The sequence below is a fragment of the uncultured Ruminococcus sp. genome, assembly GCF_947301925.1.
In the GTDB taxonomy this organism is placed as follows: domain Bacteria; phylum Bacillota; class Clostridia; order Oscillospirales; family Ruminococcaceae; genus Ruminococcus.
This window is the reverse complement of the sequence record NZ_CAMYUE010000004.1, coordinates 16,243-40,514: the sequence shown is the minus strand read 5'-3', so window position 1 is coordinate 40,514 and position 24,272 is coordinate 16,243. Positions and strand designations below refer to the sequence as shown.

Annotated in this window: 21 protein-coding genes, 2 tRNA genes and 2 pseudogenes; 7 read left to right on the top strand and 18 right to left on the bottom strand. The window is 45.3% G+C overall.

Going from position 1 to position 24,272, the window contains the following annotated elements:
- Positions 1-144 precede the first annotated feature (144 nt).
- Positions 145-1,200, top strand: coding sequence for an NADAR domain-containing protein (locus Q0Y65_RS15765; RefSeq protein ID WP_363293528.1), 1,056 nt, complete (start codon positions 145-147; stop codon positions 1,198-1,200).
- A 48-nt stretch (positions 1,201-1,248) separates the two neighbouring features.
- On the opposite strand, the gene Q0Y65_RS06975 is transcribed toward Q0Y65_RS15765, so the two are convergent.
- The 3 genes from Q0Y65_RS06975 to Q0Y65_RS06965 all read right to left on the bottom strand — a co-directional run bounded on the left by Q0Y65_RS06975 (position 1,249) and on the right by Q0Y65_RS06965 (position 3,496).
- Positions 1,249-1,848: a helix-turn-helix domain-containing protein gene (locus Q0Y65_RS06975; protein ID WP_297958465.1), complete on the bottom strand. Its 600-nt coding sequence runs from the start codon at positions 1,846-1,848 to the stop codon at positions 1,249-1,251.
- A 99-nt stretch (positions 1,849-1,947) separates the two neighbouring features.
- Positions 1,948-2,319 (bottom strand): DUF3795 domain-containing protein, encoded by a 372-nt coding sequence (locus Q0Y65_RS06970; protein WP_297958464.1) that lies wholly within the window; start codon positions 2,317-2,319, stop codon positions 1,948-1,950.
- A gap of 19 nt (positions 2,320-2,338) precedes the next feature.
- Complete coding sequence (locus Q0Y65_RS06965; protein ID WP_297958463.1) at positions 2,339-3,496, bottom strand: dockerin type I domain-containing protein; 1,158 nt, start codon at positions 3,494-3,496, stop codon at positions 2,339-2,341.
- A gap of 172 nt (positions 3,497-3,668) precedes the next feature.
- Here Q0Y65_RS06965 and Q0Y65_RS06960 point away from each other — a divergent pair, with 172 nt between their 5' ends.
- Positions 3,669-4,280 (top strand): class I SAM-dependent methyltransferase, encoded by a 612-nt coding sequence (locus tag Q0Y65_RS06960; RefSeq protein ID WP_297958462.1) that lies wholly within the window; start codon positions 3,669-3,671, stop codon positions 4,278-4,280.
- A gap of 59 nt (positions 4,281-4,339) precedes the next feature.
- Here Q0Y65_RS06960 and Q0Y65_RS06955 read toward each other — a convergent pair whose 3' ends face one another.
- The gene (locus tag Q0Y65_RS06955; protein ID WP_297958461.1) at positions 4,340-5,317 is read right to left on the bottom strand and encodes a GDP-mannose 4,6-dehydratase; all 978 of its coding nucleotides are present in this window, start codon (positions 5,315-5,317) and stop codon (positions 4,340-4,342) included.
- A gap of 217 nt (positions 5,318-5,534) precedes the next feature.
- Between Q0Y65_RS06955 and Q0Y65_RS06950 the strand changes: the two are divergent.
- A pseudogene (locus Q0Y65_RS06950) lies at positions 5,535-5,663 on the top strand (zinc ribbon domain-containing protein); the annotation flags it as partial.
- 144 nt (positions 5,664-5,807) lie between these two features.
- Here the strand turns inward: Q0Y65_RS06950 and Q0Y65_RS06945 are convergent.
- Both Q0Y65_RS06945 and Q0Y65_RS06940 read right to left on the bottom strand, forming a co-directional pair.
- Entirely contained in the window at positions 5,808-7,406 is a 1,599-nt protein-coding gene (locus tag Q0Y65_RS06945) for a hypothetical protein (RefSeq protein WP_297958460.1), read from the bottom strand.
- Between the two features lie 176 nt (positions 7,407-7,582).
- Complete coding sequence (locus Q0Y65_RS06940; protein WP_297958459.1) at positions 7,583-8,389, bottom strand: SH3 domain-containing protein; 807 nt, start codon at positions 8,387-8,389, stop codon at positions 7,583-7,585.
- A 182-nt stretch (positions 8,390-8,571) separates the two neighbouring features.
- Between Q0Y65_RS06940 and Q0Y65_RS06935 the strand changes: the two genes are divergently transcribed.
- Both Q0Y65_RS06935 and Q0Y65_RS06930 read left to right on the top strand, forming a co-directional pair.
- Positions 8,572-10,104, top strand: coding sequence for a cell wall metabolism sensor histidine kinase WalK (locus tag Q0Y65_RS06935; protein ID WP_297958458.1), 1,533 nt, complete (start codon positions 8,572-8,574; stop codon positions 10,102-10,104).
- Positions 10,105-10,254: 150 nt separating this feature from the next.
- Positions 10,255-11,910 (top strand): FAD-binding protein, encoded by a 1,656-nt coding sequence (locus Q0Y65_RS06930; RefSeq protein WP_297958457.1) that lies wholly within the window; start codon positions 10,255-10,257, stop codon positions 11,908-11,910.
- A 130-nt stretch (positions 11,911-12,040) separates the two neighbouring features.
- Here Q0Y65_RS06930 and Q0Y65_RS06925 read toward each other — a convergent pair.
- The 12 genes and pseudogenes from Q0Y65_RS06925 to Q0Y65_RS06870 form a co-directional block, all read right to left on the bottom strand.
- Positions 12,041-12,703, bottom strand: a pseudogene (locus Q0Y65_RS06925) (diaminopimelate decarboxylase); the annotation flags it as partial.
- A gap of 134 nt (positions 12,704-12,837) precedes the next feature.
- A complete protein-coding gene (locus Q0Y65_RS06920; RefSeq protein ID WP_297958456.1) occupies positions 12,838-12,996 on the bottom strand; it encodes a hypothetical protein in 159 nt (52 codons plus the stop codon).
- 104 nt (positions 12,997-13,100) lie between these two features.
- Positions 13,101-13,736: a GyrI-like domain-containing protein gene (locus Q0Y65_RS06915; protein WP_297958455.1), complete on the bottom strand. Its 636-nt coding sequence runs from the start codon at positions 13,734-13,736 to the stop codon at positions 13,101-13,103.
- Between the two features lie 23 nt (positions 13,737-13,759).
- Complete coding sequence (locus tag Q0Y65_RS06910) at positions 13,760-14,449, bottom strand: M24 family metallopeptidase (RefSeq protein WP_297958454.1); 690 nt, start codon at positions 14,447-14,449, stop codon at positions 13,760-13,762.
- A 16-nt stretch (positions 14,450-14,465) separates the two neighbouring features.
- Positions 14,466-15,005, bottom strand: coding sequence for a flavodoxin family protein (locus Q0Y65_RS06905; protein WP_297958453.1), 540 nt, complete (start codon positions 15,003-15,005; stop codon positions 14,466-14,468).
- 261 nt (positions 15,006-15,266) lie between these two features.
- Positions 15,267-15,491 (bottom strand): helix-turn-helix domain-containing protein, encoded by a 225-nt coding sequence (locus Q0Y65_RS06900; RefSeq protein ID WP_031563275.1) that lies wholly within the window; start codon positions 15,489-15,491, stop codon positions 15,267-15,269.
- 39 nt (positions 15,492-15,530) lie between these two features.
- A tRNA-Leu gene (locus Q0Y65_RS06895) sits at positions 15,531-15,606 on the bottom strand.
- 3 nt (positions 15,607-15,609) lie between these two features.
- A tRNA-Leu gene (locus Q0Y65_RS06890) sits at positions 15,610-15,688 on the bottom strand.
- A gap of 387 nt (positions 15,689-16,075) precedes the next feature.
- Positions 16,076-17,674 (bottom strand): leucine-rich repeat protein, encoded by a 1,599-nt coding sequence (locus tag Q0Y65_RS06885; RefSeq protein WP_297958452.1) that lies wholly within the window; start codon positions 17,672-17,674, stop codon positions 16,076-16,078.
- A 441-nt stretch (positions 17,675-18,115) separates the two neighbouring features.
- The gene (locus tag Q0Y65_RS06880; protein WP_297958451.1) at positions 18,116-19,744 is read right to left on the bottom strand and encodes a recombinase family protein; all 1,629 of its coding nucleotides are present in this window, start codon (positions 19,742-19,744) and stop codon (positions 18,116-18,118) included.
- Positions 19,745-19,864: 120 nt separating this feature from the next.
- Entirely contained in the window at positions 19,865-20,089 is a 225-nt protein-coding gene (locus Q0Y65_RS06875; protein WP_297958450.1) for a hypothetical protein, read from the bottom strand.
- Positions 20,090-20,857: 768 nt separating this feature from the next.
- A complete protein-coding gene (locus Q0Y65_RS06870; RefSeq protein WP_297958449.1) occupies positions 20,858-21,223 on the bottom strand; it encodes a helix-turn-helix domain-containing protein in 366 nt (121 codons plus the stop codon).
- A 261-nt stretch (positions 21,224-21,484) separates the two neighbouring features.
- Between Q0Y65_RS06870 and Q0Y65_RS06865 the strand changes: the two genes are divergently transcribed.
- Both Q0Y65_RS06865 and Q0Y65_RS06860 read left to right on the top strand, forming a co-directional pair.
- Positions 21,485-22,663: a DUF6076 domain-containing protein gene (locus tag Q0Y65_RS06865; protein ID WP_297958448.1), complete on the top strand. Its 1,179-nt coding sequence runs from the start codon at positions 21,485-21,487 to the stop codon at positions 22,661-22,663.
- 253 nt (positions 22,664-22,916) lie between these two features.
- Positions 22,917-24,248, top strand: a complete 1,332-nt coding sequence (locus Q0Y65_RS06860) for an ATP-binding protein (protein ID WP_297958447.1) — start codon at positions 22,917-22,919, stop codon at positions 24,246-24,248.
- Positions 24,249-24,272 lie beyond the last annotated feature (24 nt).

Below are 24,272 nucleotides of genomic sequence, written 5' to 3'. Positions count from 1 at the left end.
AATGCGGACAGGTGGAGTTCCGCCGAAAATCAGCACAAAATTGTTGATTTTCTTCGCAAAAGGTGATATAATTGATATATCATTCACAAACACGATCCGAAACAGAATCAAAAAGAAAAAGAAATAACAGACGGAGGAATTGAAATGGGAAGTATCTCTGTGGTAAGATCAGATATAACACTGCTTGAAACAGACGCTATCGTTAACGCTGCAAACAACCACCTCTCCGCGGGAGGCGGCGTCTGCGGCGCCATATTCTCGGCGGCAGGCTATTCGGAACTGAAGGCGGCCTGCGAGGAGATAGGCTTCTGCAATACGGGCGCGGCTGTGGTCACTCCCGCCTTCTCCATGAAGGCTGAATACATCGTACACGCCGTAGGTCCTATATGGCGCGGCGGCGATCAGGACGAGGAAAAGCTGCTGTACAGCACCTACTACAGTTCTCTCACTGCCGCTTCGGAAAAGGGCTGCCGTTCCATAGCATTCCCACTTGTATCGGCAGGCATATACGGCTATCCCAGCGAGGACGCATGGCGGACGGCTCTCACAGCCTGCCGCGACTTCCTCAGCAATGAAAACAGCAGCATGGATATCGTCTTTGCTGTGCTATCGGACGAGCAGTTCGATATGGGCAACAGGATACTGGACGAAATGGCTCCTGCGAAGTCCGGGGAGACCACAGACGGCTTCAGCAGGCTGCGTATGGGCTCCGTAGAAAGAGACGCGGTGTTCTTCTACAGAGTTGACGATCCCTACGGCGGCTTCAGCAACTGGGCACCCTCGGAATTTGTGGTCGACGGGATAAAATTCAATACCGCAGAGCAGTACATAATGTACTGCAAGTGCATGACCTTCGGCGATACGGCAACTGCGGAAAAAATACTGGCCTCTGACTCGCCGAAGGTGCAGAAGGCTCTCGGCAGGGAAGCGGCAGGTTATGTGGATAAGGTCTGGGCAGGTATCAGGCAGACCGTGGCTATAAAAGGACTCTACGCCAAGTTCTCCCAGAACAGCGAACTGAAAAAGCTCCTCCTCGGCACAGGCGACGCCTGGCTGGCGGAATGTACCTCCAACGACTGTATCTGGGCCTGCGGCCTCGATACCGACGACGATGACAGGCTCCTTGCCGACAGGTGGAAGGGGCAGAATATCCTTGGCTTCGCCCTTATGACCGTAAGGGAAATGCTCAGGGCTGAATAAAAAACAAAAGCCTGAGATCGGTACAATGCTGATCTCAGGCTTTTTTCGTTATTTCCTGTGTGGGCGGAGATCCTGATAAAACAGACCGTGCTTCGTACAGTACCACACCAGCCTTCCCGAACGGTACAGCGGCAGCCTTACCTGCATATCCCACTCGGGATACTGTCTGAATACCATTGCGGAGCTGTCCGATACATAGGCTGCAAAGGATATATAATGCTCCTTTTTCATCTCATGACCGGCGGTCACGAACAGCTCGCCGCCCATGTCCTCCACCTTCAGCATATCAGCTTCCGCTGCCTTTTTCGGCTCAAGCGGCAGCAGTCTGCTTCCGCAGCAGGTCACTGAAGCCTCGCCTGTGGCTGTAATAATGTTGCCGCATTCTTTGCACACATAGAAATTCAGTCTTTTCATATCGCCCTTCTCCTTTTCGTTCCTGTTCAGCTCGCCTGCAAGCAGTGTCTGTACATCTGTGCCGAATACCTCCGCAAGCTCCGAAAGAAGTGATATATCGGGACTGCCGTTGCCGCACTCCCATTTTGATACTGCCTTGTCGCTGACGCTGAGCCTCTCCGCCAGCTCCCTCTGGGTAAGTCCCGAGGCTGTTCTAAGCTGTCTTATCAGCTCTCCCGTTTTTATCTGATTCATATTTACACCTCTCAGTCTGCGGAGCTCTCTCCGTCTGTATCTCCATTGTAGCCTACAGCTGCGGAAAAGTCAATCTACGCTCCGTAGAGTGAGACAGGATTATCTGCCGTTTCTGATGAAGTCTATCAGCTTTTCCGCATCATCAAATCCGTCGTAATCTCCCACTATACCCTCGCGGTGATAGACTATCCCTGCCTTTTCGTTGCGCTCAAGGCAGTCAAGAAGCTCCTCAATGCCGTATCTCCTGATGAACTGAGTGAAGCCGTAGGGCTTTATCTTTGAAAGCAGACCCTTTCTGCATTCCTCCTCACAGTCGGCACAGCGCGGAATGTTCTTCTCTATGGAGCACCTTCTGTTCCCGCACCAGGCTTTGTCGGGACATTCTCCCGAATTGCACCCTGTACAGTGGTCGTTTTCGCTGCAAAGGCAGCAGGCAAGTCCGCATCTTGCTATACCAAGCTCTCTTTTCATTGATTCCCTCCTGTTATTTTCATGTACTGCCTTCCCCTGAACAGCGAAGAAGCTCCCTTCTGAGCCTTACAAGGTCGAATGCGTCGATGATGCCGTCGCTGTCAAGGTCGGCGCCGTCGGGGCGTTTCAGCTCCGTATCGGGTACCGCAAGGAGCCATTTCTGCATGAGCACAAGGTCTGCAACATTGAGCTCTCCGTCGCCGTTTATATCGCCCTTTGTCATGCTGTTTTCAAGATATCTGTCATAGGAGTAGAAGCAGGCGCCCAGCTCGTTTTTGTCGGAGTTCAGCTCCGAAAGAGGGGACACGTTCCTACCGTCGTAATAGTACAGGTCGTAATCGCCGTTCATGGTGCTGCTGAACACCAGCTTATCCCCGTCAACGGGACAGGCGTCGGAGCAGTCGTAGTCAGGTGAATTGAACGGCAAAGGATTATCGCCGCGGCTGTCATGGCATATTATCTTGTCGCTGCGGTTTTCTTCGGAATACCACCTGGTGTAGTACAGTCTGTCGCCGCTGACAACGGGATAATATGCGGATATGGTGTAGCCTCTGTAAATAATGTAGATCTCATTCGCCTCAAGGTCAAAACAGAATATCGAGCCTATACCTTTCTCGAAGTTCGCATAGTATATTCTTTTGCCGTCAGCCGAAAAGCAGGGCATGGCTTCCTCGTCAGCGGTCATGGTCAGCAGGTTTTCCTCTCCCGTTTCAAGATCACGGATCACAAGATCGTACATAAAATCGTTCATACTATAGTTCCAGAAGCCGCGCTTGTAAGCGAGGTACCTGCCGTCGGGAGAGAGCTTCGGATCCTCATTGCGGCATTCGCTGTGTGCAGTGAGGTTCGTTATCACGCCGTTCTCTCTTATGTAGATATCCCACTCATCGGTATATTTATCCATTGCCATGAAGATTATCTGATCGGGGGAGGTGCCGAAGCTGCCGTTCATGGCGTGGTTGAAGTCTCCGCTGATGGTCTCCACACTGCCGTCGGGACTGCGGAGGTAAAGCTGACTGTCAAGGGCGGAATATTCGGTGTAGCTGTGCCACAGGAGCCAGCCCTTGGGAAGCTCCGTTTCGTCCGCGGCAGACGCCGTAACTGTCAGCGCGGACAGACAAAGGGTGAAGGATATTACTGCTGATATCGTTTTGCGTATACATCCTGAAATTCTCATGACTGCACCTCCGAAGTTCATCTTTTCCTTATTATAACCGAAAAATCGGAGGCTTTCAAGCAAAAATCATTAACAACGGCAAAAAAATAAAAAAGCTCTTGACAAATACGGAATTATATGATAACATATGAATAGATGTTCATATGTTCATTTAACTGCAAGGAGGTATTTTATGGGAAAGAAGTCGTTCTGGGACAGGGTGTCCCCTGTATACGACCTGTTTGAGACTGCCTACAACAGAAAGGTCTTTACGGGAACGGGAGCAGCAGTCGCTCAGATGATCGCTCCCTCGGATAAGGTGCTGGAGTGCGCCTGCGGTACAGGAGCTATCAGCACATATATCGCAGAAAAGTGCAGCAGGCTCACTGCAACGGACTATTCCGCGGGAATGCTGAAGCAGGCAGCAAAAAAATGCCGCCGATACTCAAATGTAAGGTTCTGCACAGCAGATATCACCGACCTGAAATACAGGGACGGCAGCTTCGACAAGGCGGTGGCAGGCAACGTAATACACCTGCTCCCCGAGCCGCAAAAGGCCTTGCAGGAGCTTGAGCGTGTGGTAAAACCCGGCGGAAAGATCATTATACCCACCTACATAAATATGTCGAAAGGCACGGGAAAGCTGGCGGTGAAGGCTTTGGCGCTGATTGGCGCAGACTTCAGGCGGCAGTTCGATATGAAGTCGTATAAGAGGTTCTTTGCGGATATGGGATACAAAAACGTGGAATACCGTATAGTTGAGGGACGTATGCCCTGCGCTGTTGCAGTCATCACAAAGAAATAATAAAAACGCGGTCTGTTTTCACGGACCGCGTTCGGTTATTATCAGCGTATACGCCTGTTTCAGTTCATCTTGAAATATACATTCCTGTACCAGTCTACTGTTTCTGCAAGACCCATGTCCAGAGAGTATTCGGCCTTCCAGCCGAGACGCTCATATGCCTTGTTTGCGTCAAGCTGCTGGATAAGTATCTCGGAAACGTCGCTCTGCTGTACGATAGACGGTATATCCTCGCACTTCATTATGGCCTTTATCTTGTTTACAACTGTTTCTATATCAGTTGCGATTCCTGTACCGAAATTGAATGCGTTTCCTATAACATCTTTCTTTTTGATGTTTTTCAGCATATACATATACGCATTTACGATATCATTGATGTAAAGGAAGTCCCTTTTGAATACGCCGTTTGCAGGGTGTCTTATTACGGGAGATTCGCCGTTTTCCAGCTTCTCAATGGTTCCGGGGACAAGTCTGTTGAAGTTGTTGTCTCCGGGGCCGTAGATGTTGCCGAATCTTCCCACTACAACGGGAAGTCCGTAGCTGTGGTAGAAGCTTCTTGCCAGCATATCCTGACAGACCTTCGATACGTCATAGGGATTGCTGCCCTGAAGCAGCATACTCTCATTGTAGGGAAGTACATCGCTGTCGCCGTATACCTTGTCGCTTGACGCTACAAGAACGCTCTCCACCGTATCCATGTGAAGTCTGGCAGCGTCCAGTATGTTGTATGTACCTACGATGTTTACCTTGAATGTGACCCTGGGCATCTTGTAGGCAAGATCCTGGAGAGCAACTGCTGCAAGGTGGAATATAACCTCGATCTTCTGCTCAACGATGATCTGCTCGATAAGAGCTCCGTTGCTGACATCTCCGTAGTAGATGTTTACCTTTTTGTCGAGACCGCAAATGCTGAAATAGCTGGTATTGTCACATCTTTCGATCAATACCGTGACATTTGCTCCCTGCTCGACAAGGTGCTTTGTAATGTGCGCTCCTACAAAGCCTGTAGCACCTGTAATAAAAATACGCTTGTTTTTCATTTTTTCCATCCTCTTTCTTTTACACCTGCCTTATATGGTGCATATTGTGATGTTTAAAATTATTACATTTCGTATTCTGTATAACAGGCCGCATCAAGTTTAAATTATACCACATCGTAATTTCATTGTCAAGTATTATTTTTTTTAATTAAATCAAACCTGACAGGCTGGTGTACTGCACAGCATCAAGCTATAACGAACGGCTGAGGAGTTATACGGAACAGAAAAGGACGGTCCAAAGAGCAGGGACTACTGCAAATACTGCTATGATAACGGAGAATTCGCCTTCAAGGGAACTATGGACGAAATGACAGATTTCTGTGTTCCCCACATGGTAAAAGCATAAGTATGCTGCTCAACTCACCGCCTCTTTTTGCTTAACTATAAACGCATATAAGAAAAACCGCCCGGGAGCCTGTCCTAAGCGGTTTTTCATTGTATATGAGTTAAACTTCGGTTTAAGGAGTATCAGTTACAGTCAGGTATCTTTTTACGCTTCATCCTCTTTTTTGCGGAGCATTCCTGATTTTGCCAGAGCAAACGCACCTGCAACAGTAAGAGCCATTGCTGCGGCAGCAGTTCCTGCCATTGCCATTGAGTTATTTCCTGTCTGCGGGAGATTTACTGCGCTCTTGTCTGAATGCAGCTCGCCTGTACCTGTATTTGGATCAAGAATGTATGCATCGAGAGGCTGTTCGTTTTCATCGTAAACCGCTATAGTTACCGAATCATCTGCATTTATCATCGGCAGTGCATTCACAGGTCTGATACCTGTCTTTTCTTCATAATCCTTTTCAGCCATGTCTGCAAGCTGTTCAATAGTATACTTGCTCGTTTCTCCCTGGCGGACATAATGCGTCACGCAGCCTTCCTGATCTAAATAAATGTCATTGCAGGAATTCTCATCAGGAGCTTCAAAGCCTGCATGGAAAGACATTTCCATGTTTTTAACAAGCTCGATCCCTATTGTTTTTTCATCATTCTCATTCAGCCAGTACATAGCCTTTAACTCGCCAAAATCAGTGTTGCCGTCGTAGGAAAATGTGAATCTGCCGTCTTTTCTGATATTGAGAACGTTGCAGCTTCCTTCGGTATCTTCATACCAGATTCCCGCAAGATCTGAGAAATCATAGCTTTCAACTGCCATGATGTCACGCCATTCGCCATATTCATAGCTGCTTATCTTCCATTTGCCGTCATCAAATCTGAATTCTGCCTTACCGTTGCCGAAAAGCTGATTTCCGCCAATTGTTATTGCAGTGAAACCGTCCATAGCAGGATCAATAACAGCTATTCCGGATTCCGTTTCAAATCTGAAGAATGAACGGCCAACTGTTTTTACATAGAGCGCGCCGTCATATTCAGTGAAGCATTCATCACACTCACTGATAAGTCCGTCTCTGAGATCACCTGTAACAGTATCAGCGATAAAGCTTTTGAAATCGGAGATCGTTGTAAATCTGCCGTCTGTTACAAGTACATGATCGTCTACAACAGCGTCAACCACAGTATACATCGGGCTTGCGTTCATAATAGCCATAATGGTATTGAAGTCGTCCATTCTTGAAGCTGCTGTTTCTTTTTTGTCAGCATTTTTTTCATCTGCGATCTCGGGAATTTCATTTATCTCTGTGTCATCACTGCTCTGTATATCGCGTACAAGCTGAGACATACCGCCGTTGCCTGTGATATAAACATCGCTGTCATTCTGGTGGCAGTAGCAGCCTATATAGAACTCATTATCACCGTAGAAAGCAAAAAATGGTACATTGTCAGTGCCGCCGAATGTGTCATACTCTACTTTTACCGTACCCGTCTGAGCATTGCCCTCAAGATCCGTATAGACGAATGTTCCGTCATCTTTTACGTCAATAAAGCCGCTGTCAATTACACTTTCTGTTACGTTCTTTCCTTCTTCAGCTATCTGATATTTCCAATGACCGACGATATTGCTTATATCTGTTTTGTCATCAGTTGATACAGCTGCAATAGGCTCTGATGCCGGTTCAATGTCTGCTGCAAATGCTGTAGCTGCCGGGAATGATGCTAATAGTGCCAGTGAAGCGATACAGGAAATCATTTTTTTCATAAATATTACCTCCGTTTTATAAATATTAGGTTTAATTCGGCTGTGTGCCTTTCTGTGATTATATGATAGCATATATTTTTCTCTCTGTGCTCAGAATTACAAATTTGTAATCGGATTTAATAAAAAAAGGAACGGCCAAGACCGTTCCCGAAATAATGGAGGCTGCTATGCAGCTGTTATTTGATTCGTGCTATCTGTGATACACCGCCGTTGCCTGTCATATATACGTCGGAATGAGTATCATTGCAGTAACAGCCGATAAAGAACTTATCGCCCTCATAGAATGCAAAGAGCGGAACACTGTAATCTCCGGCGAATGTATCATAATCTACCTTTACCGTACCGGAATGGGTCTTGCCGTCAAGGTCGGTATAGACGTATGTACCGTCTGAGTTCACCTCAATGATCCCGTTGTCGATGACTCCTGCCGTAATATTCATGCCTTCCGGAGCTGTCTGGTATTTCCACTGACCAACGAGCTCGCTGATATCAGTAACAAAAGTCTGATTATTCTCCTGAGCGATCTCCTTGACATAATCTGCGCTTACATAACCTGCTTTTCCGTTGTAGCTTGTACAGTACCAGCCTGCCTTTCCGCATGAATAAACCTCTATTTTGGTATCCTTGGGTATAGAAGCTAAAACATCTGCTGTCGGAAAAGGTTCTGCTCTCAGGTTCAGGTCGCCCGAATCGGTAGCAACGTAACCGCTAAACAAACGGTCTCTATCCTCTAAAACGAGAGCTTCATTTTTTTCTTCTTTTGCAGGATCCTGAGCATTATCCGGAGCTTTCTCCTGTGTTTTGTCCGATGCCGAAGCGGCGGTTGTTGATTCTGATTTTTCATTTGCTGCTGTGGTTGTTGCTGCGACAGAAGATGTTGTTGTAACTGTCGTTGCACTTTCGGTATTTCCGTCTGTTTTTCCGCATGATACCATTGCAGATATCATTGTAAGTATTGCAAGACCGTAAACTATTTTTTTCATAATAATTCTCCTTTAATGTTTTTTCAGGACTGTTTGTCGTGTCTGTAATGCTATTATACACCATTCAGGAATGAAATGCTGTAAAATTACAAAATTGTAATCCTATACTATATACTTTACCGTAAAAATGTGTTATAATGTCCGTAACAAAAATTACAGATCCTTTTAAGGAGCAAATAAATATGAAAAAAAACTGTTCCAAGAGCCGCTTGCTCAAAAGGCGGCTTCTTATCGCGTTTATTACCAGTCTTCTTGCTGTTATCGGCATATGTACCGCTATTTTCAATGTTATGTACCATCAGGCATTGGACAGCGTCGATAAGCACTCCGCAGAGCTTGCCGATAAAACGGTCAATACTGTTTCTGAAGCATATTATCAGATGAATCTCTCCGCAGCACAGGGGACAATGTCTCTGTTCGGCAGAAATATAGGTACTGAAATATATGCGTATGATGAGCATTTCCGCGATCAGGAAGAACTTATCACATATGTGGCGCCATGTGCGCAGCCATATTTAAGGGATACGTGTCATTCGAGCGGTATCTTCTTTATACTTACAAAAGACGGTATACATGGCATAGATCTGGAATCTGACGAAAGCTGCGATCAGCTTGCAGAAGAACTGTTTGAAAATCTCGATCAGACAGTGCGGAAAGAACCGAAATTCTACGGATATTACCCGACTTTCAGAGATTATGTCTATAACCGCCGCCAAACCATGGGCGGAGATTACCTGAAAGCAGGAAAAGGTCAGATAATAGCATGGGACAACCTCATAAACTACTCGGAATATGACCTGTGTTACGGTATTATCGTGAATAATACAAATAACTGGCTCATAGCACCGGTGAACGAAGTTGTAAAAACGGAGTCGGACTCACTCAACAGAAAACTGGATTCTATGTTCAGAAAATACGTCTATATTATGCTCGCTTCCATAGGCGGAGTGCTTCTGCTGTTTACCCTCATTTCCCTTATTCTTTCAAAGAAGCTTGCGGATCCTGTCGTTTCCGAGCATGATATGCTCGTAAAGGTAAACAAAATGAAGACCGCTTTCCTCTCCGATGCTTCCCACGAATTGAAAACGCCTCTTGCAGCAATGTCGGGTTATGCTCAGAATGCGGAAATCGAGCTGATGAACGACGGCGATACAGCTCTTATACAGGAGAAACTCAAGCGTATCAGTTCCGAATCCAATCGTATGGCCCTCATGGTCACACAGATTCTTGACGCAACACGAATTGAAGAAGGACGCATGGTCCTTGAACTTGCTCCCTGCGATATTGAAAGCCTTGTGCGCGAGACCGTTGAAACCTATTTTGCCGTCCTCAACAAGAACAACAACCGCCTTGCCCTCCGTATACCGCTTGAACTGCCAAAGGTCGAAGCTGACAGTTCAAGATTGCAGAGAGTGTTCGTTAACCTTATCTCCAACGCCCTGAAGCATACTAAAAACGGTACGATACTCGTCAAGGCGGAGGAAGATGGCAAGGATTTCGTCAAAGTCACCGTAAAAGATACGGGAAGCGGTATCTCGGAAGAGGATATGCCTCATATCTGGGAGCGATACTACAAGGGTAAGCACTCCGAAACAGGCACGGGACTGGGATTGTTCATATGCAAATTCATAATCGAGTCCCACGGCGGAAAGATATGGGCAGAAAGTGAACCAGGCAAGGGTACGACGTTTATGTTTACGCTGCCGCTTAAATAACAAGCCTTTATTATGCCGCAGTCTCTGAAAAAAGCCAGCTCTTTTCACGCAGGATCCGTTTCAATACTTTTGCATAAATGAATTGACTTTTCTTGCAGAAGTGATATAATTGAAGCAGACAGTTATTTTTAACGGAAGGAATGATACATCATGGATAAAGCAATAAGCACAGTGCCGGACGGAATAACAGCGGCAGAGGTCAGCGATTCCGTCTGCGAGCTCGGGAATATAGTCCCCGACCGCACAGAGGATTATGAAATAGTAGTCGTAGGCGCAGGAGCTTCGGGAGTCCCTGCGGCAGGCTGGGCGGCTGAGCTGGGAGCAAAAACTGCTCTCCTGCAAAAGGAATCAACAGTGATCTCTCAGGGCAACTGCGGCTCTGCAATAATAAAGTCCCGCTCCACAGAGGCAGGTATTGCCAAGTGGATACACCACACCAACAGTCTCTGCGACTGGAGAGCCGATACAAAACAGCTCCGCGCATACGCCGATCATTCCGAGGAGGCTATGATGTGGTTCCTCAACCGCGCAGGACTCACAAAGGAGACCGAGTACGGCGACGGAAGCAAGGTGGACAACAACGCCGAGAGCGCAAAGCTCCTCAACGACGGCGACAAGCTCTGCGCGTTCAGAAGCACCAGCGGCGACTTCACAGGCGTATGGAAGGACCGCATGAACAGCTACGATTACGGCGACGACCACTGCTATTTCTGGGCTCCGTGGATAGGTCCAAAGCCTCTCAACGTGGGAAACGCCCTCCACAATGCCCTCAATAACATCATGGAAAAGCACGATAACCTGCACGCTTATTTCTCAACTCCCGCGGTAAAGCCGGTCATGGACGGCAAGCGCGTCACGGGGGTTATCGCCAGGGACAAGAACGGCAAGTATATACAGTTCAACGCTTCAAAGGCTGTCATTCTCGCTACGGGAGACTACACCAACAACGCCGCTATGGTAAAGCGCTGGTGTCCCGATATCGCGGAGTTTGACAAGAAGCAGTTCGGCAAGACGGGCGACGGTCATATCCTCGCCATAAGCGCAGGCGCAAAAATGGAAAACCTCGGTCACACCAAGATGATGCACGACTTCGACTCCGCTCTCATGTTCGAGGAGCCCTTCCTCTATCTGAATATGGACGGGGAACGCTTCACCAACGAGTACACGGGCTTTGTGTACATGGGCAACCTGCTGAAATATCAGCCAAAATTCAAGGGCTCCATGCTGGACGCCGACCACAAGGACGGCTCAAAGGGCTGGTACTGCGCGATATACGACAACAGCTATACCGAGTGGGACAGGGACAGCTTTGTGGACGGCTGTGTTCCGCCATTCGTCATGGAGAAGTTCATACCCGGAGCTGTCGAGGAGCCGCAGGGCGTTTTCAAGAACCTCATCGACCTCCACAGGTGCGATACTCTTGAGGAACTTGCAAAGGAACTGGGCATCCCCTACGACAAGATGAAGGCCTCCATTGACCGCTACAACGAGCTCTGCGAAAAGGGCTGCGATACGGACTTCGGCAAGCCTGCGAAGTATATGCACAAGATAGAAAAGGCTCCGTTCTGGGGAGCAAGAAAGCACATCCGCGTATCGGCTGAGGTCTCGGGAGTCATCACCAATGAAAACGCTCAGGCTCTTGACTCCGACGGCAAGCCCATCGAGGGACTTTACTGCGCAGGAAATCTGGGCGGACCATTCTACGGCGGAGCAGACTATCCCTTCCACCAGACAGGACTTTCGCTCGGGCGCTGCTACACGTTCGGAATGATAGCTGCCAAGCACGCTCTGGGTATGCTGCGCTGATGTACATTATACAGCATACTTCCACCTGTAATCAAAAAGTACAACAATACACAAAATCACGCCGCAGAACAATTCCTGCGGCGTGTTGTTCTAATAGCAGTTTCTTATTGAAAAAAAGACGATATTATTATTACTGCTTAATATACTTATCAAGGATATTGCAGAAATCGAATGTTGCAAAATAGTCGGCAGGCGTTTCCGCACGGCGTATCATTTTTACACTGCCGTCCTCACAGAGAAGATGCTCGGCAGAGCGCAGCTTGCCGTTGTAATTGTAGCCCATTGAGAAACCGTGAGCTCCTGTATCGTGAATATATATCAGATCCCCGATATCCACAGGCGGAAGCATACGGTCGATCGCAAATTTATCGTTATTCTCGCACAGTCCTCCTGTTACATCGCACATATAAGTACACGGTTCGTCCTCTTTGCCGAGTACGGTGATATGGTGGTACGCTCCGTACATTGCGGGACGCATCAGATTTGCAGCGCAGGCGTCGCAGCCCACATATTCTTTATATATGTGTTTTTTATGCAGTACACGGGTCACAAGCGCTCCATAAGGCGCAAGCATAAATCTTCCCATTTCTGTAAATATGGCAACGTCACCCAGTCCCGCAGGAACAAGTATTTCCTCAAAAACCCTGCGGACTCCTTCTCCGATGGCGATAATATCATTGGGCGTCTGTTCAGGTCTGTATGCTACTCCTACGCCGCCTGAAAGATTGATGAACTTTATATCCGCGCCTGTTTCCTTTTTCAGATCGGCTGCAAGCCGGAACATCTGCTTTGCAAAACGGACATTTTGCCGTTGCAGTCGAAGACCGGGTTATTATCTTTCCGCCGCATGAGGGGCATTCAAATTCTTCGATCTTATCGCTTACATATGGCTCCCATACTGCTTTTGACCTTTTTACCCAGTCAAAATCAGGAAAGCTTTCCGTTAGTTTCTTCATCGAAGTGGGAGATAATATAATCCTGATCGTATGTATTCTGACAGAATCTGCATGACAAAGTTTTCTGTTTGATGTCATAATACATCGGAGCTCCGCAGGACGGACATTTATATTCTTTTACTTCTGACATTTTTATCACCTGTGTTTTTTGTTCGGCTACCCGTTAGCTTTGTCAGAGTCCGCACGACACAGCTTCTTTTATCATCGCTTGGGTTGTAGTATTCAAATTCCATTTTATTCACACTTCCTTATCGGGTGACGGATAACCGTTTTCCACTTCTCGGGCGGAGCTTTTCTTGGGTCAGAGAGATATATTTCGTGGTGCAGACGTTCACTGCTGATATTGTTCTGATATCCGTTTTCAGCTATAAATTCGTCCATTATTTCTACGGTCGCAGGTTCGTCATCGTATGAACCGTTGTGCATTATCTGCACACACAAGCCTTCGTTAACAGTAAGAAATTCAGCTGTGGAGCAGTCCAGCTTTTTCTTCTTTGAAGCGGTTTCTACCGCCCACTGAAAGTCCTTCTTCGTGACAAAATCGGGAAGCCTGATAACGGATATCCACTTCAGCTCCGACTTGTCTGCATAGTCGAAAGCTCCATCGTTTTCGCTCTTCCAGAAGCCCTCCAGCGGCGGCACAACATACTCAAAAAAGCCGTCGATCTTATGATCTGTCTTGTAGCTCATTTTCAACGTATACGCCACCGCATAAAGCACCTCTATTGCCTTTTTGTATTCACCGTTTTCATCGTTCGGGTCGCCTTTACCGCGGACAGCAATGTAATTCATTGGCGGTATTTCAATTATCTGCGGCTTGTTTTTCGGCATATAATATTCCTTGTATTCTTTCTTAAAATCAAATGGCATGGTTACCTCCTGTTTATTATCAATTATAGTTCTTTAAACACACCGTCAGCAAAGTAGTATATATTCTCTTTCTTGTAGCCGTATTTCGAGCCCTTGACGCTGATATGCGGCTCAAACGTGAAAAAATCCACTGACGAGAGCAGAGCCGTGTTGCCTTTTTCGGTATATATACGGTCATTCTTGTCCTTCACGATAGAATGACCGATATTTCCGAGGAAGTCAAGATTGATAAATCCTCGGTCGGTTATTAGCTGATTGATATGGAAATACAGCTCCTCAAATGTGGTCTGCGGAGTGGCAAATCGAAGCAGTTCCGCGTGAAGCTCCTCCTCCATAAGCAGACCGTTCCGCCACTCGGAATTGCGGATACTGTTTATATCATCGACAACGCCGCCGTTCTCGAGAATTATTGTGCGTGCATAGTCTCCCCATATATTGCCGCATTGCGGACTGAGGTCGATCGTTATGATGTCGTCCGCAGCTATAAGTCTGTCGGAGGTCACATACTCTCTGCCAGAAACTGAAACCGTTGTCTCGACTCCCGAGAATACGAAAGCTCCCACATCCCAGTACCAGAAAGAATCAGCTCCCAGTGCGAGCATTTTTTCTTCGCAGAGACGCCGCACATCGGTCAGCTTCATGCCTGCATGGAGCTCATTTTTTATGTATTCTATCGTATCTTTTGCTATTTTTTGTACTTCGGAGTATTCCAAAACTTCCGCCTTCTTTCTATATTAGTGAATCCCCCAACTCATACGCTTCTCTCAGCGCAGGACTGCCTTCGATGTCGCCTATGTCCTTGACTCCGCGCACAAGCACTGTGCCGATACTTTCGAGTTTGAAGAAATCCAGCACCATTTGGTACTGCATGATTATGGGCTCAAACAGATTCGCAAGCTCTGCCGCTCCCACAAGAAGAAGTCCGAGTTTTTTTATGCGGAACGTGTTTCTCATAGGCGTGTGAAGCCTGTCCACTACAGCTTTCAGTTGTGCGCTGATACCGTAGAAATATACAGGCGAAGCGACTACAACAATGTCCGCATTCCGCAGCTTTTCATATATCTGCACCATGTCATCATTCTGAAAGCATTGATTTCCTTCGCGTGTGAAACAGCTGTTGCAGCCTATGCAGGGATTCACATTATAATCGGCAACTGATACTATCTCCACGGTATTGTTCTTTGCAGCGCCTTCTGCAAAGCTCTGCGCCAGCCGCACAGTATTGCCGTTTTTTCTCACACTTCCAACAAGGATTACTATGTTGCTCAACTTCAGCACCTCTCTTTTCAATTATTATAACTGAAAAAATACAGTTTTTCAAGGTTAATTTGTGAACAGACAACTGCGTAAATGATCCCCCTCGAAACGAATTGCCGATCGCTTCGGGGGAGATCATTTAGTGAATGTTGAATTCAAGCTTTTATGGCGGTCGCACTGAGATTTGAACTCAGACATCGGAATATTCCGATTACTCACGGTTTAGCAAACCGCTGCAATCGCCGCTATGCATACTTGCCCATATATCGTCACTCATATTCTGGTGACGATTATTATTTTATCTATCGGCACATCAAACATATCCGCCAGTATTATCAGGTTATCGATAGTAGGGACAGCGTCCCCGCGCATCCACTTGAATATAGCCTGAGGCGTATTGAAGCCGCACCGTGCCTGCACATCGGATATCTTGAAGCCTTTGGATTTTATGATATTCTTTATATTATTACCTGTTGCTTTCACATCAATGATAGGCATTTTCAGCAACTCCTTTCAGTATATGATCCTTGAAAAAGTTGGTGCTCCCGATGAGATTTGAACTCATACTGGGCGGCTTCTGAGACCGCTGCCTCTGCCGTTGGGCTACAAGAGCATCTGGTACCCGCAGCGAGATTCGAACTCGCAAAAACCTGCTTCTTAGGCAGGGATGTATGCCAAAATTCCATCATGCGGGCATGAAAAAAACACCGTCTGCTGTATACAGACGGTGCTATATCCGGATATTCAAGGATCTATACTGAAATCAAGTCCCTAAATGACCGTATCATTTGCACTATGTTCTGTACGCAGCACAATAAGAGTCTCTTCCGGTTCGAGGCTGAGGCTCAGTAATGTTCCACTATACAGATAAGACATAGCAAATACGTTCATTTCAGGTAACTCCTTTCAAAATAATTCTTATTACAGCGGTCGTTCCCGACCGTTTCTGTTCTGACTTCACCTGTATTATAACATACGGTTTCTGAAAAATCAAGTAAACCACAGGTATATTTTTATAAAATATAGAGAAAAATGAATATATATGTGTTGCTTTTAAATCATCATCGGTCAATCCGTTGAATTTAAATACTCATCAGCTTTCTCCTTATAGATACCATATCAAATACGTTCACTTCATTATCGCCATTCATATCACCGTAATAAGCTCCTGTGGAGACATATCTGCCGAGCAGGAACCTCTGGAGAGCAACAGCATCTGCAACTGTTATTTCACCGTCAAGATTTACATCTCCCGTTTCTGCTTCAAGTGCTTCAAACTCCAGTCCCCATTCATTTGCATATCGCTCGGCTTCCGTTCCCTTGTAGCCTTTTATAACGCAGTCATTATTGAATGCACATTTGGGCTCGTCAGTAAGCGGACGCCTGCCCGGAACATCATTTAATCCAGACATAAACTCTGCTCTGGTTTTTGACGGATATGTACCAATGAGCTTTACTGTTTGTGGAATTATCACAGACTTTATTCCGGAATACAAAAACGCATCTTGACATATTTGCTCAGTCCCCAGTGGAATTTCCAGAGTTTCAAGCTTTTTGCAGCTGCCGAAACTGTTATGCCCTATCTTGCGGACAGCATCGCCCAGTTCCAGTGATTCCAGAGTCCTCGGAACGCTTCTCTCACCTATCTCACGAACGTTCAGTTTCATTGATCTTAGATTATCACAGCCGTTAAAAGTATCCGTATCCAGTCTTAAAGAGGGACAGTCTATGTCAAAATCTTCAAAAGAAGTACAGTACATAAACGCAGAATTCCCCAAGTATTTCAAATCCTTTGGTAACTGTATATCATTAAGGTAAATGCAGTTGAAAAAGGCAGACATACCAATATATTCGATAGAATCAGGAAGAATCACCTTAGTCACGGGTGACATTCTGAAAGCACCGCTTTCTATGGCTGTGACCGGGCAGCCGTTTATTTCGTCCGCCACAACGAAAGGTTCTTCAATAGGTGGAACATCAATATCATACATCTGGGGCATTACCTGCACTGTATTAGCATAGTCACACCAGACCAAAACTGCCGTTCCGTCCGGCTTTGTGTAGTACCAGCCACCGTCTTGTTGGATAAGCCCCTTTTCCTTCATTAGTTCTTTATCATTTCTGATATCCTTAAAAGGCATTTCAGGATCGGCTGCGTTAATGGTTTCAAGGAGTTCTCCATTGTCATACACATCAAAGTGCCTGTAATCGTCAGGAGATGTTTTTTCATTGAACACTACATATTCACTTCCGGTATCATCAAGCCAGTATTCATACCAGAACGGCGCTGGTTCGCTGTTGTTTCCCAAATGTATTACGTCCGGAACGCAGTGAGTATAAATCTGCCAGCCATATATTGAATTCGGGGAATATTTATCCCAGATGCCATAAGTTCCATCTAAATCATCAAGTGTGATACGCTCGCCTAAATCGGTATCTCCTATAAGAGTACGCCTTGCACGTTCACAGATGATGTTATCCTCAGCAGTCTGTTCTGTATCGAATATAAAGTGACACAGTTCCTGTTCTTCCTCACTGAGGGCATTATAGTCAGTAATGCACAGATCATATTTCAAGAATTTATTCCATAATTGATAATCCGGTTCAATGGAATAGACTCTTTGAGGGCAAATTGAATTAATCACGAACAATGAAATTACTATCGCTATGCATTTTTTCATAACCATCTTCTCCTTAGTCTAAATAAACAAAAGACGTTCCCGTGGTATTAGCAGAATTATGTCCATCTTAACCCCGTTAATAACCTTTACGATTATACAATGCTAAAGATTTGCGCCCCAAGCGCGAGCACATTCAACCTAATTGCGCTGTTTGTTTGGGATATTTTTGTCTATATACACATTATAACATATTTGATTTACTTGTCAAGCCATTTGGCACGTAACGCTGTTTTTAGGCACAAAAAACGCAGTTCATGATCGGGAAACGTTATATCTGATATTTGTTCGTACGATATACAGTAAAATTATCGCTAACAAAGATTAAAACCAAAACCGCTTAGAAGTCTATTCTAAGCGGTTTGTCATTGGAGCTAGTGACGGGACTTGAACCTGCGACTACGTGTTTGGACATAGAGGGAACATTCGTTCCCTCTATTGCCTTTACGCCGCATTTTTCGCGGTTCGACTCAAGTTTCCTACGAACTTATAGTATATTTCAACCTGCTGATAAGTATTGCCGTCAATTTCTTCCTTATGATGGACAAATATCTTATCAATGAACTCATTTATGATAATATCATCAAGCTCTTTGATGTCAGTATACTTATCAATGACACTCGTAAACTTTTCTGTCTCGTCAGTTGTGAGCTTGTATTTTGCAAGCTCTGATGACATCTCATTTACCGACTCCTTCAGTTTTGACTGTTCATCTTCAAATCTATTTGACATCTGAACATAACGGTTATCAGGAATCTTGCCAAGAGCATTATCCTCATAAAGTTTATTCAGAAGGTGGTCAAGTTCGGCTACTCTTCCCTGTGCCTCTTTGAGCTCATGTTTCAGCATTACTATTCTTTTACTGCTGATACCGCTGCATCTGTTTTCAAGGAAGGCTCTGAAAGCGTCTTTGTTTTTACGGTAAGATTTCAGCAGCCGCCTTATGTCCTTAAGCACAAGGTCATAGATAACATCGTAGTTGATATAATGCGATGCACAGTATTCCTTGCCGTGAGTTTTGTATAGCCAGCAAGAGTATGCTCCGTGATATGTACCGTCTCTGCGCTGCTTCTGAGAGTAGGTGAGCGCATGACCGCAGTCTGCACAGTATAGGTGCCCCGCAAATATCTGGAACTCTCCTGTCTTGGTAGCCCGACGCTTTACACTCATCATTCTGTGTGCTTCGTCCCACAGCTCCTGTGATATTATCGGCTCATGACAGTTCTCAACTATTATCCATTCCTCTCTCGGAACTTTGATTTTCTCCTTGCTTTTCATCGATTTGCAACGCTGCTTTCCATAGATCAACTTGCCGAGGTAGACCTCGTTTTCAAGTATCACTCGGATAGAAGTAACGTGCCAGTCGAACTCCTTCCGCCAGTAATCCGACTTGAAGTAGTCGGGATTATGGAGATTGAAGTAGGCGATAGGAGTGAGCACTCTTTCCTCGCGGAAGATTTTTGTTGTCCTATTGAAGCCGATACCCTGCGCCGCCATTCTGAATATTCTTCGTACTGTCTCCGCAGCAGGCTCATCTATCACAAGATGATGCCTGTCGTTCGGGTCCAGCTTGTAACCGAAGGGCGGCTTTGAACCAATGTACTGTCCGGCTTTCGCTTTTGCCTTCTTCGCAGTCTTAGTCTTGATAGAAGCCTCTCTTGCGAAGTAATCATTCAGCACATTCCGCATCGGGAACATCATATCGTTTTCGTTTTTCATTGAGTCGTAGTTGTCGCTCACAGCGATGAACCGAACTCCGAGTTCCTTGAACTTCTCAACATACATTCCGACTTCGATATACGACCTTCCGAATCGTGACTGGTCTTTTACCAGAACAGTATCTATCAGTCCGTTCTGAATGTCCTCATACATTCTCTGGAACGCAGGACGGTCAAAGTTAGTGCCGCTGTATCCGTCATCATCGTACACTTCATAATTATCTATTGCATGATCCTTGCAGTACTGCTCCAATAATAATTTCTGCGAGCCAATGCTTACGCTTTCGCCCATTCGCCCGTCATCGACCGAGAGTCTGCAATACAGAGCTGCTTTTTTAGGCTGTTTGTTTTTCATTATTACTCCTTTCACAGCCGTGCAGCAGATCCTTACACGGACAGTATACCACATCTCCGCTCAGGAATCCAGTGTGCACAGCTGATTTCGTAGGACTGCACAAAAAACATTTTCCGACTTTTACATCGACTCGCTCTCGGTCTGCTTTGCATCAAAGGCAGGCTTTTCATCCCCCCTTTCGAGCTGTCGGAGCATTAATTCTCCGAGCGACTCTTCAGCTCTTTTCCTGCCAAGGAAAGCAGACCAAACACGATAGGTGACACCGTCAACAGTACAGTCGTGATGCAATACGGACTGTACCTCGGGATCTTCACTGCAATGAGTCTTTTCAAGGTTTACGCTCATACATCCGCCTCCTCTAAAACTATTCAATTCAAATTCACAGGTACAAAATCAAATCGTACCGTCTTTGCTGAGCCTGCGTGTTACCAGCCCAGACTTTTTGAGCATCCCTTGCGAGGCCTGCTCGGTTTTTTTTCACTCCTCTCACAGCGGCAATTATGCTGCTCAGACGCCTCCCATATCTCCCTAATCATAGCCTTTATCCGGCTTTTTCCTCAAAAAAGACGCCTGCTTTATTGAAATTCCCAAGGAAAGACGCCTCTGCTTACGTCACAGCAAATGTCGAAAAATCGGCGGGCACTGCCCGTCCGATGTGGAATGGCGGGCGCAAATGACGCCAGCCTTTTTCCTGCAAACCAAAAAGGGGCACGGGTTCTCCCGTTTCAGCGGCAGGCGGAATGCCGTCTGCGATGCTTGCCTTCCCAAAAGGGAAGACTTTTTGTCACCGCCGCCACTTTTTCTCTGCCAATAGTAACTGCGTGGTATCCCCCACACTCGCTCCACGTTGCGCGACAATCGCATTCAACGCGAGCGGTGGGGTAACTATACTATTTCCCTTTTGAGGACGGCAAACAAGGGGCTTTCTGCGCGTGTTTCAGTTCTTATCAACTGAACATCGTTGTCATAGATATTATAGCTGAAGAAAAAAGACACATAGTTTATATCATCTTTGATAGCTAATATATATCTTCCTTCTCTGTATTAAGTATATATTATCTTGTATACTTAATATATAAGCGTATGACATCATGACACAGCCCCTATGACAATTCAGCTTTTGAACTGGAGTGCAAGCTCAGCATCGCGGAGCTTGTCCTCGTCCATGTCATAATTCAGGAATGCGACCTCGTAAGAGTTCTCGACCTGACGACCGTTGTCAGCATAGTTGTTGTGTATGCGAATGATATCCTTCTGCGCAAGAGTTTTCAGTGCGCGCTCAACATTGCTTACCGACATCGCAGTGTCTCTTGCGATACCTGTGCGGCTTATGGTCGAACTTTTCTTTTCCTCGTCATAGTGACAGAGTAATTCCATCACCACCTTGAACTCGGCAGGCGTAGTGATGTTGAGATACTCAAGCGGAGAGTTGACGCCGTTAGAGTAGCTTGTGCAGTTGATCACGTTCATATTTTTCATCTACATCTTCCTTTCGCGTTTCGAGTTTATTCTTGTGATGTCAAGAACTGTCCGGACGTCTTAACTGCATTCAGTATACACCAGTCCTTGACAGAAGTCAATAGATGTTGTATAATAACTCTATCGCAGTCAATCTATAATCTATTTTTATGAACAAATTGTAAACATTTGAATTTGCGCTATTTACTATGCGCTTTCAGAATAAAATCGCGGTGTTTAGCGCTCCGAACAAATAGAACACTATTTCTGAAAGGAGACATTATGTTTGAGATAGAAGCACACTACCATGACAGAAAGATTTATCTTTCCGACGGTAGGACGTATCCGCTTGGTGAAATACTTCTGCGCTATTTTTCGATGAATTCAACTGCTCTTGAAGACTTGTATGACGTATGCGAGCGTGCAAAAACAGAGATGAACATCAGTTCCTTGTTCTGCCCAGCTGACATCGGAAAGCGCGCACGCGATATCGAGTACACATATGACAGCATCATGGACATCGCAGAAACACTTCCGCCCTATGACAAAAGACATTTCAGACGCGGTCTCCTGAGAAATCTGTTTGCGTACTACCACGACATATTTGACGAGCCGTTTTATGAAGACTCTGAATTCGATTCCGATGACTACAACGAACACTTTGTCAACGCCGAGAGCACTCCTGTGTCCTATGAGGAAATGTATATCACAGAAGATTTGAACGAGCTGCGAGCGCTTGACGATTATGACTTCGACAGCAAGAAAGTTTTCAGTAACTATGAGAACAGAAAAGACGCCGCCGACTTCACTACTTGTATCGAACAGATGACAAATGAGTTCGCAGAATTTGTTTCCGACCTTATGCGAGTTAGGAATGTTTTTATGCCATTTGCAGACAAGCTCTGCGACCACAACAACTACCCGTCCAATCAAAAGGTTATTGAAGTGTTTCAGCAGTTCACTGAGAAATGTTACTCTGAATCACATTTCAATCTTGTTTCCAGCGGAAGTATGTGCATGGGACATACACTACTCGAAACGAAAAAAGGTCCCATACTCTGCGAGACATATCGTTTCACATCGCTGGGAGCCTTTCTGTATTTTGAGTTGTTCAAGTGCATTGAAGAAAAGTTCATGCCTGTCAAGTGCCGCAACTGCGGACGCTGGTTCATCATGAAGCACACCACGTTCTCGCACTACTGCAAGCGCCTGATAAGCAGTAATCCTCCGAAGTCCTGCCGCGACAACGCTATGCGTCACAACTTCAAGGAGAAGATAAAGAACGATCCGGTGTGGGAGATCTACAACCGTGCCTACAAGCAGCACTACGCTCGTTTCATGAAAAAGAAGATGAGCAAGTCCGAGTTCGCCGAGTGGGGAGAGTATGCTATCCAGCTGCGACAGAAGGCGGCTGAGGGCGAGATGGAGATTGAGGAGTATCAGCAGTTGATCAGGGTATAATAATATATCCTTTAACCTAGAATAATTAAACGACCCGACATGGTACGCATAGCTTAGAGGCGTGTCGGGTTCTGTTAAATGTATTATATCCTAATTTTGTATAAAAGTCAACATGAACATAAGGAATTTCATTTAGGCACTTGACAATTTTGCGATTATGAGGTATAATAGCAAAAAACAATTTGCGATTTCGTGGAAAAGCTGCTTGAAACAATTTGCGAAAAGACTATCAATCAAATTGCGAGGTGCAATAATGTTTAAACGTAAAATATATGATAAATTGTTGGAATGGAAGCGTGAATCAAATGGACGAACTGCGCTTCTTATAGAGGGCGCAAGGCGAATAGGTAAGTCTACGGTTGCCGAAGAATTTGGCAGCAACGAATACGAAAGTTATATCATCATCGATTTTTCTATTGCTTCAAAGGCTACTATAGAGTTGTTTGAAGATGTTTCAGACCTTGATTATCTTTTTTTACAGTTGCAGTTACAGTACAAGGTCGACTTGATTGAAAGAAAATCCCTGATAATATTTGACGAAGTACAGCGTTGTCCGCTTGCGCGTCAGGCGATAAAGCATCTCGTTAAAGATCATAGATATGATTACATTGAAACAGGCTCTCTTATATCCATAAAAAAGAATGTCAGCAACATAGTTATCCCAAGTGAAGAACGCAGAATAAATATGTATCCTATGGATTACGAAGAGTTCCTGTGGGCTGTAGGCGATAATACAAGTTTTCAATTGATAAAAAAATTCTATGAATTAGGAAAGCCTCTTGGGCAGCAAATGAACCGACAGCTTTTACGCAGTTTCAGATTATATATGCTTGTCGGAGGTATGCCGCAGGCAATAAACGAGTATATCACAACCAATAATTTTAAAATGGTGGATATGGTAAAACGGGATATCCTCAATCTTTACAAAGACGATTTTATGAAGATTGATCCAACAGGACGGGCTTCGCTGATGTTTGAGTCAATACCTGCACAGCTCAATAAAAATGCATCTCGGTATCAGGTCAGCAGTGTGTTAAGCGACAATACTCGTGCAGAAGACGTTCTTCAGCTCATTGCGGAAATGAAGGATTCACGAACAGTTCTCGTTTCATATCATGCGAATGATCCTAATGTAGGTATGTCATCAAACAAAGATCTGACAAAATTCAAGATGTTTATATGTGATACAGGATTGTTTACGACATTGATGTTTAAAGACAGAGATTTTACTGAAAATGATATATACGAAAAACTGCTTAGTGATAAACTGTCTGCCAATCTCGGCTATTTATATGAAAATATCGTTGCACAGATACTGACGGCAAACGGCAATGAGCTGTTTTACCATACATTTATGAACGAAGAGTCACGTCATAATTATGAAATAGATTTTCTTCTTGCACGGAAGAATAAGATATGTCCAATAGAGGTGAAATCATCGGGATACAAATCTCATACTTCAATGGATAAATTTTCAGAGAAATATTCAAACAGGATACTATGGAAATATCTTGTATATACAAAGGATTATTGCAAGGACCATGATTTGTTCTGTCTGCCAATATATATGACTCCGTTTTTGTAATCAATAGTAAGCTGAGATAAAGCT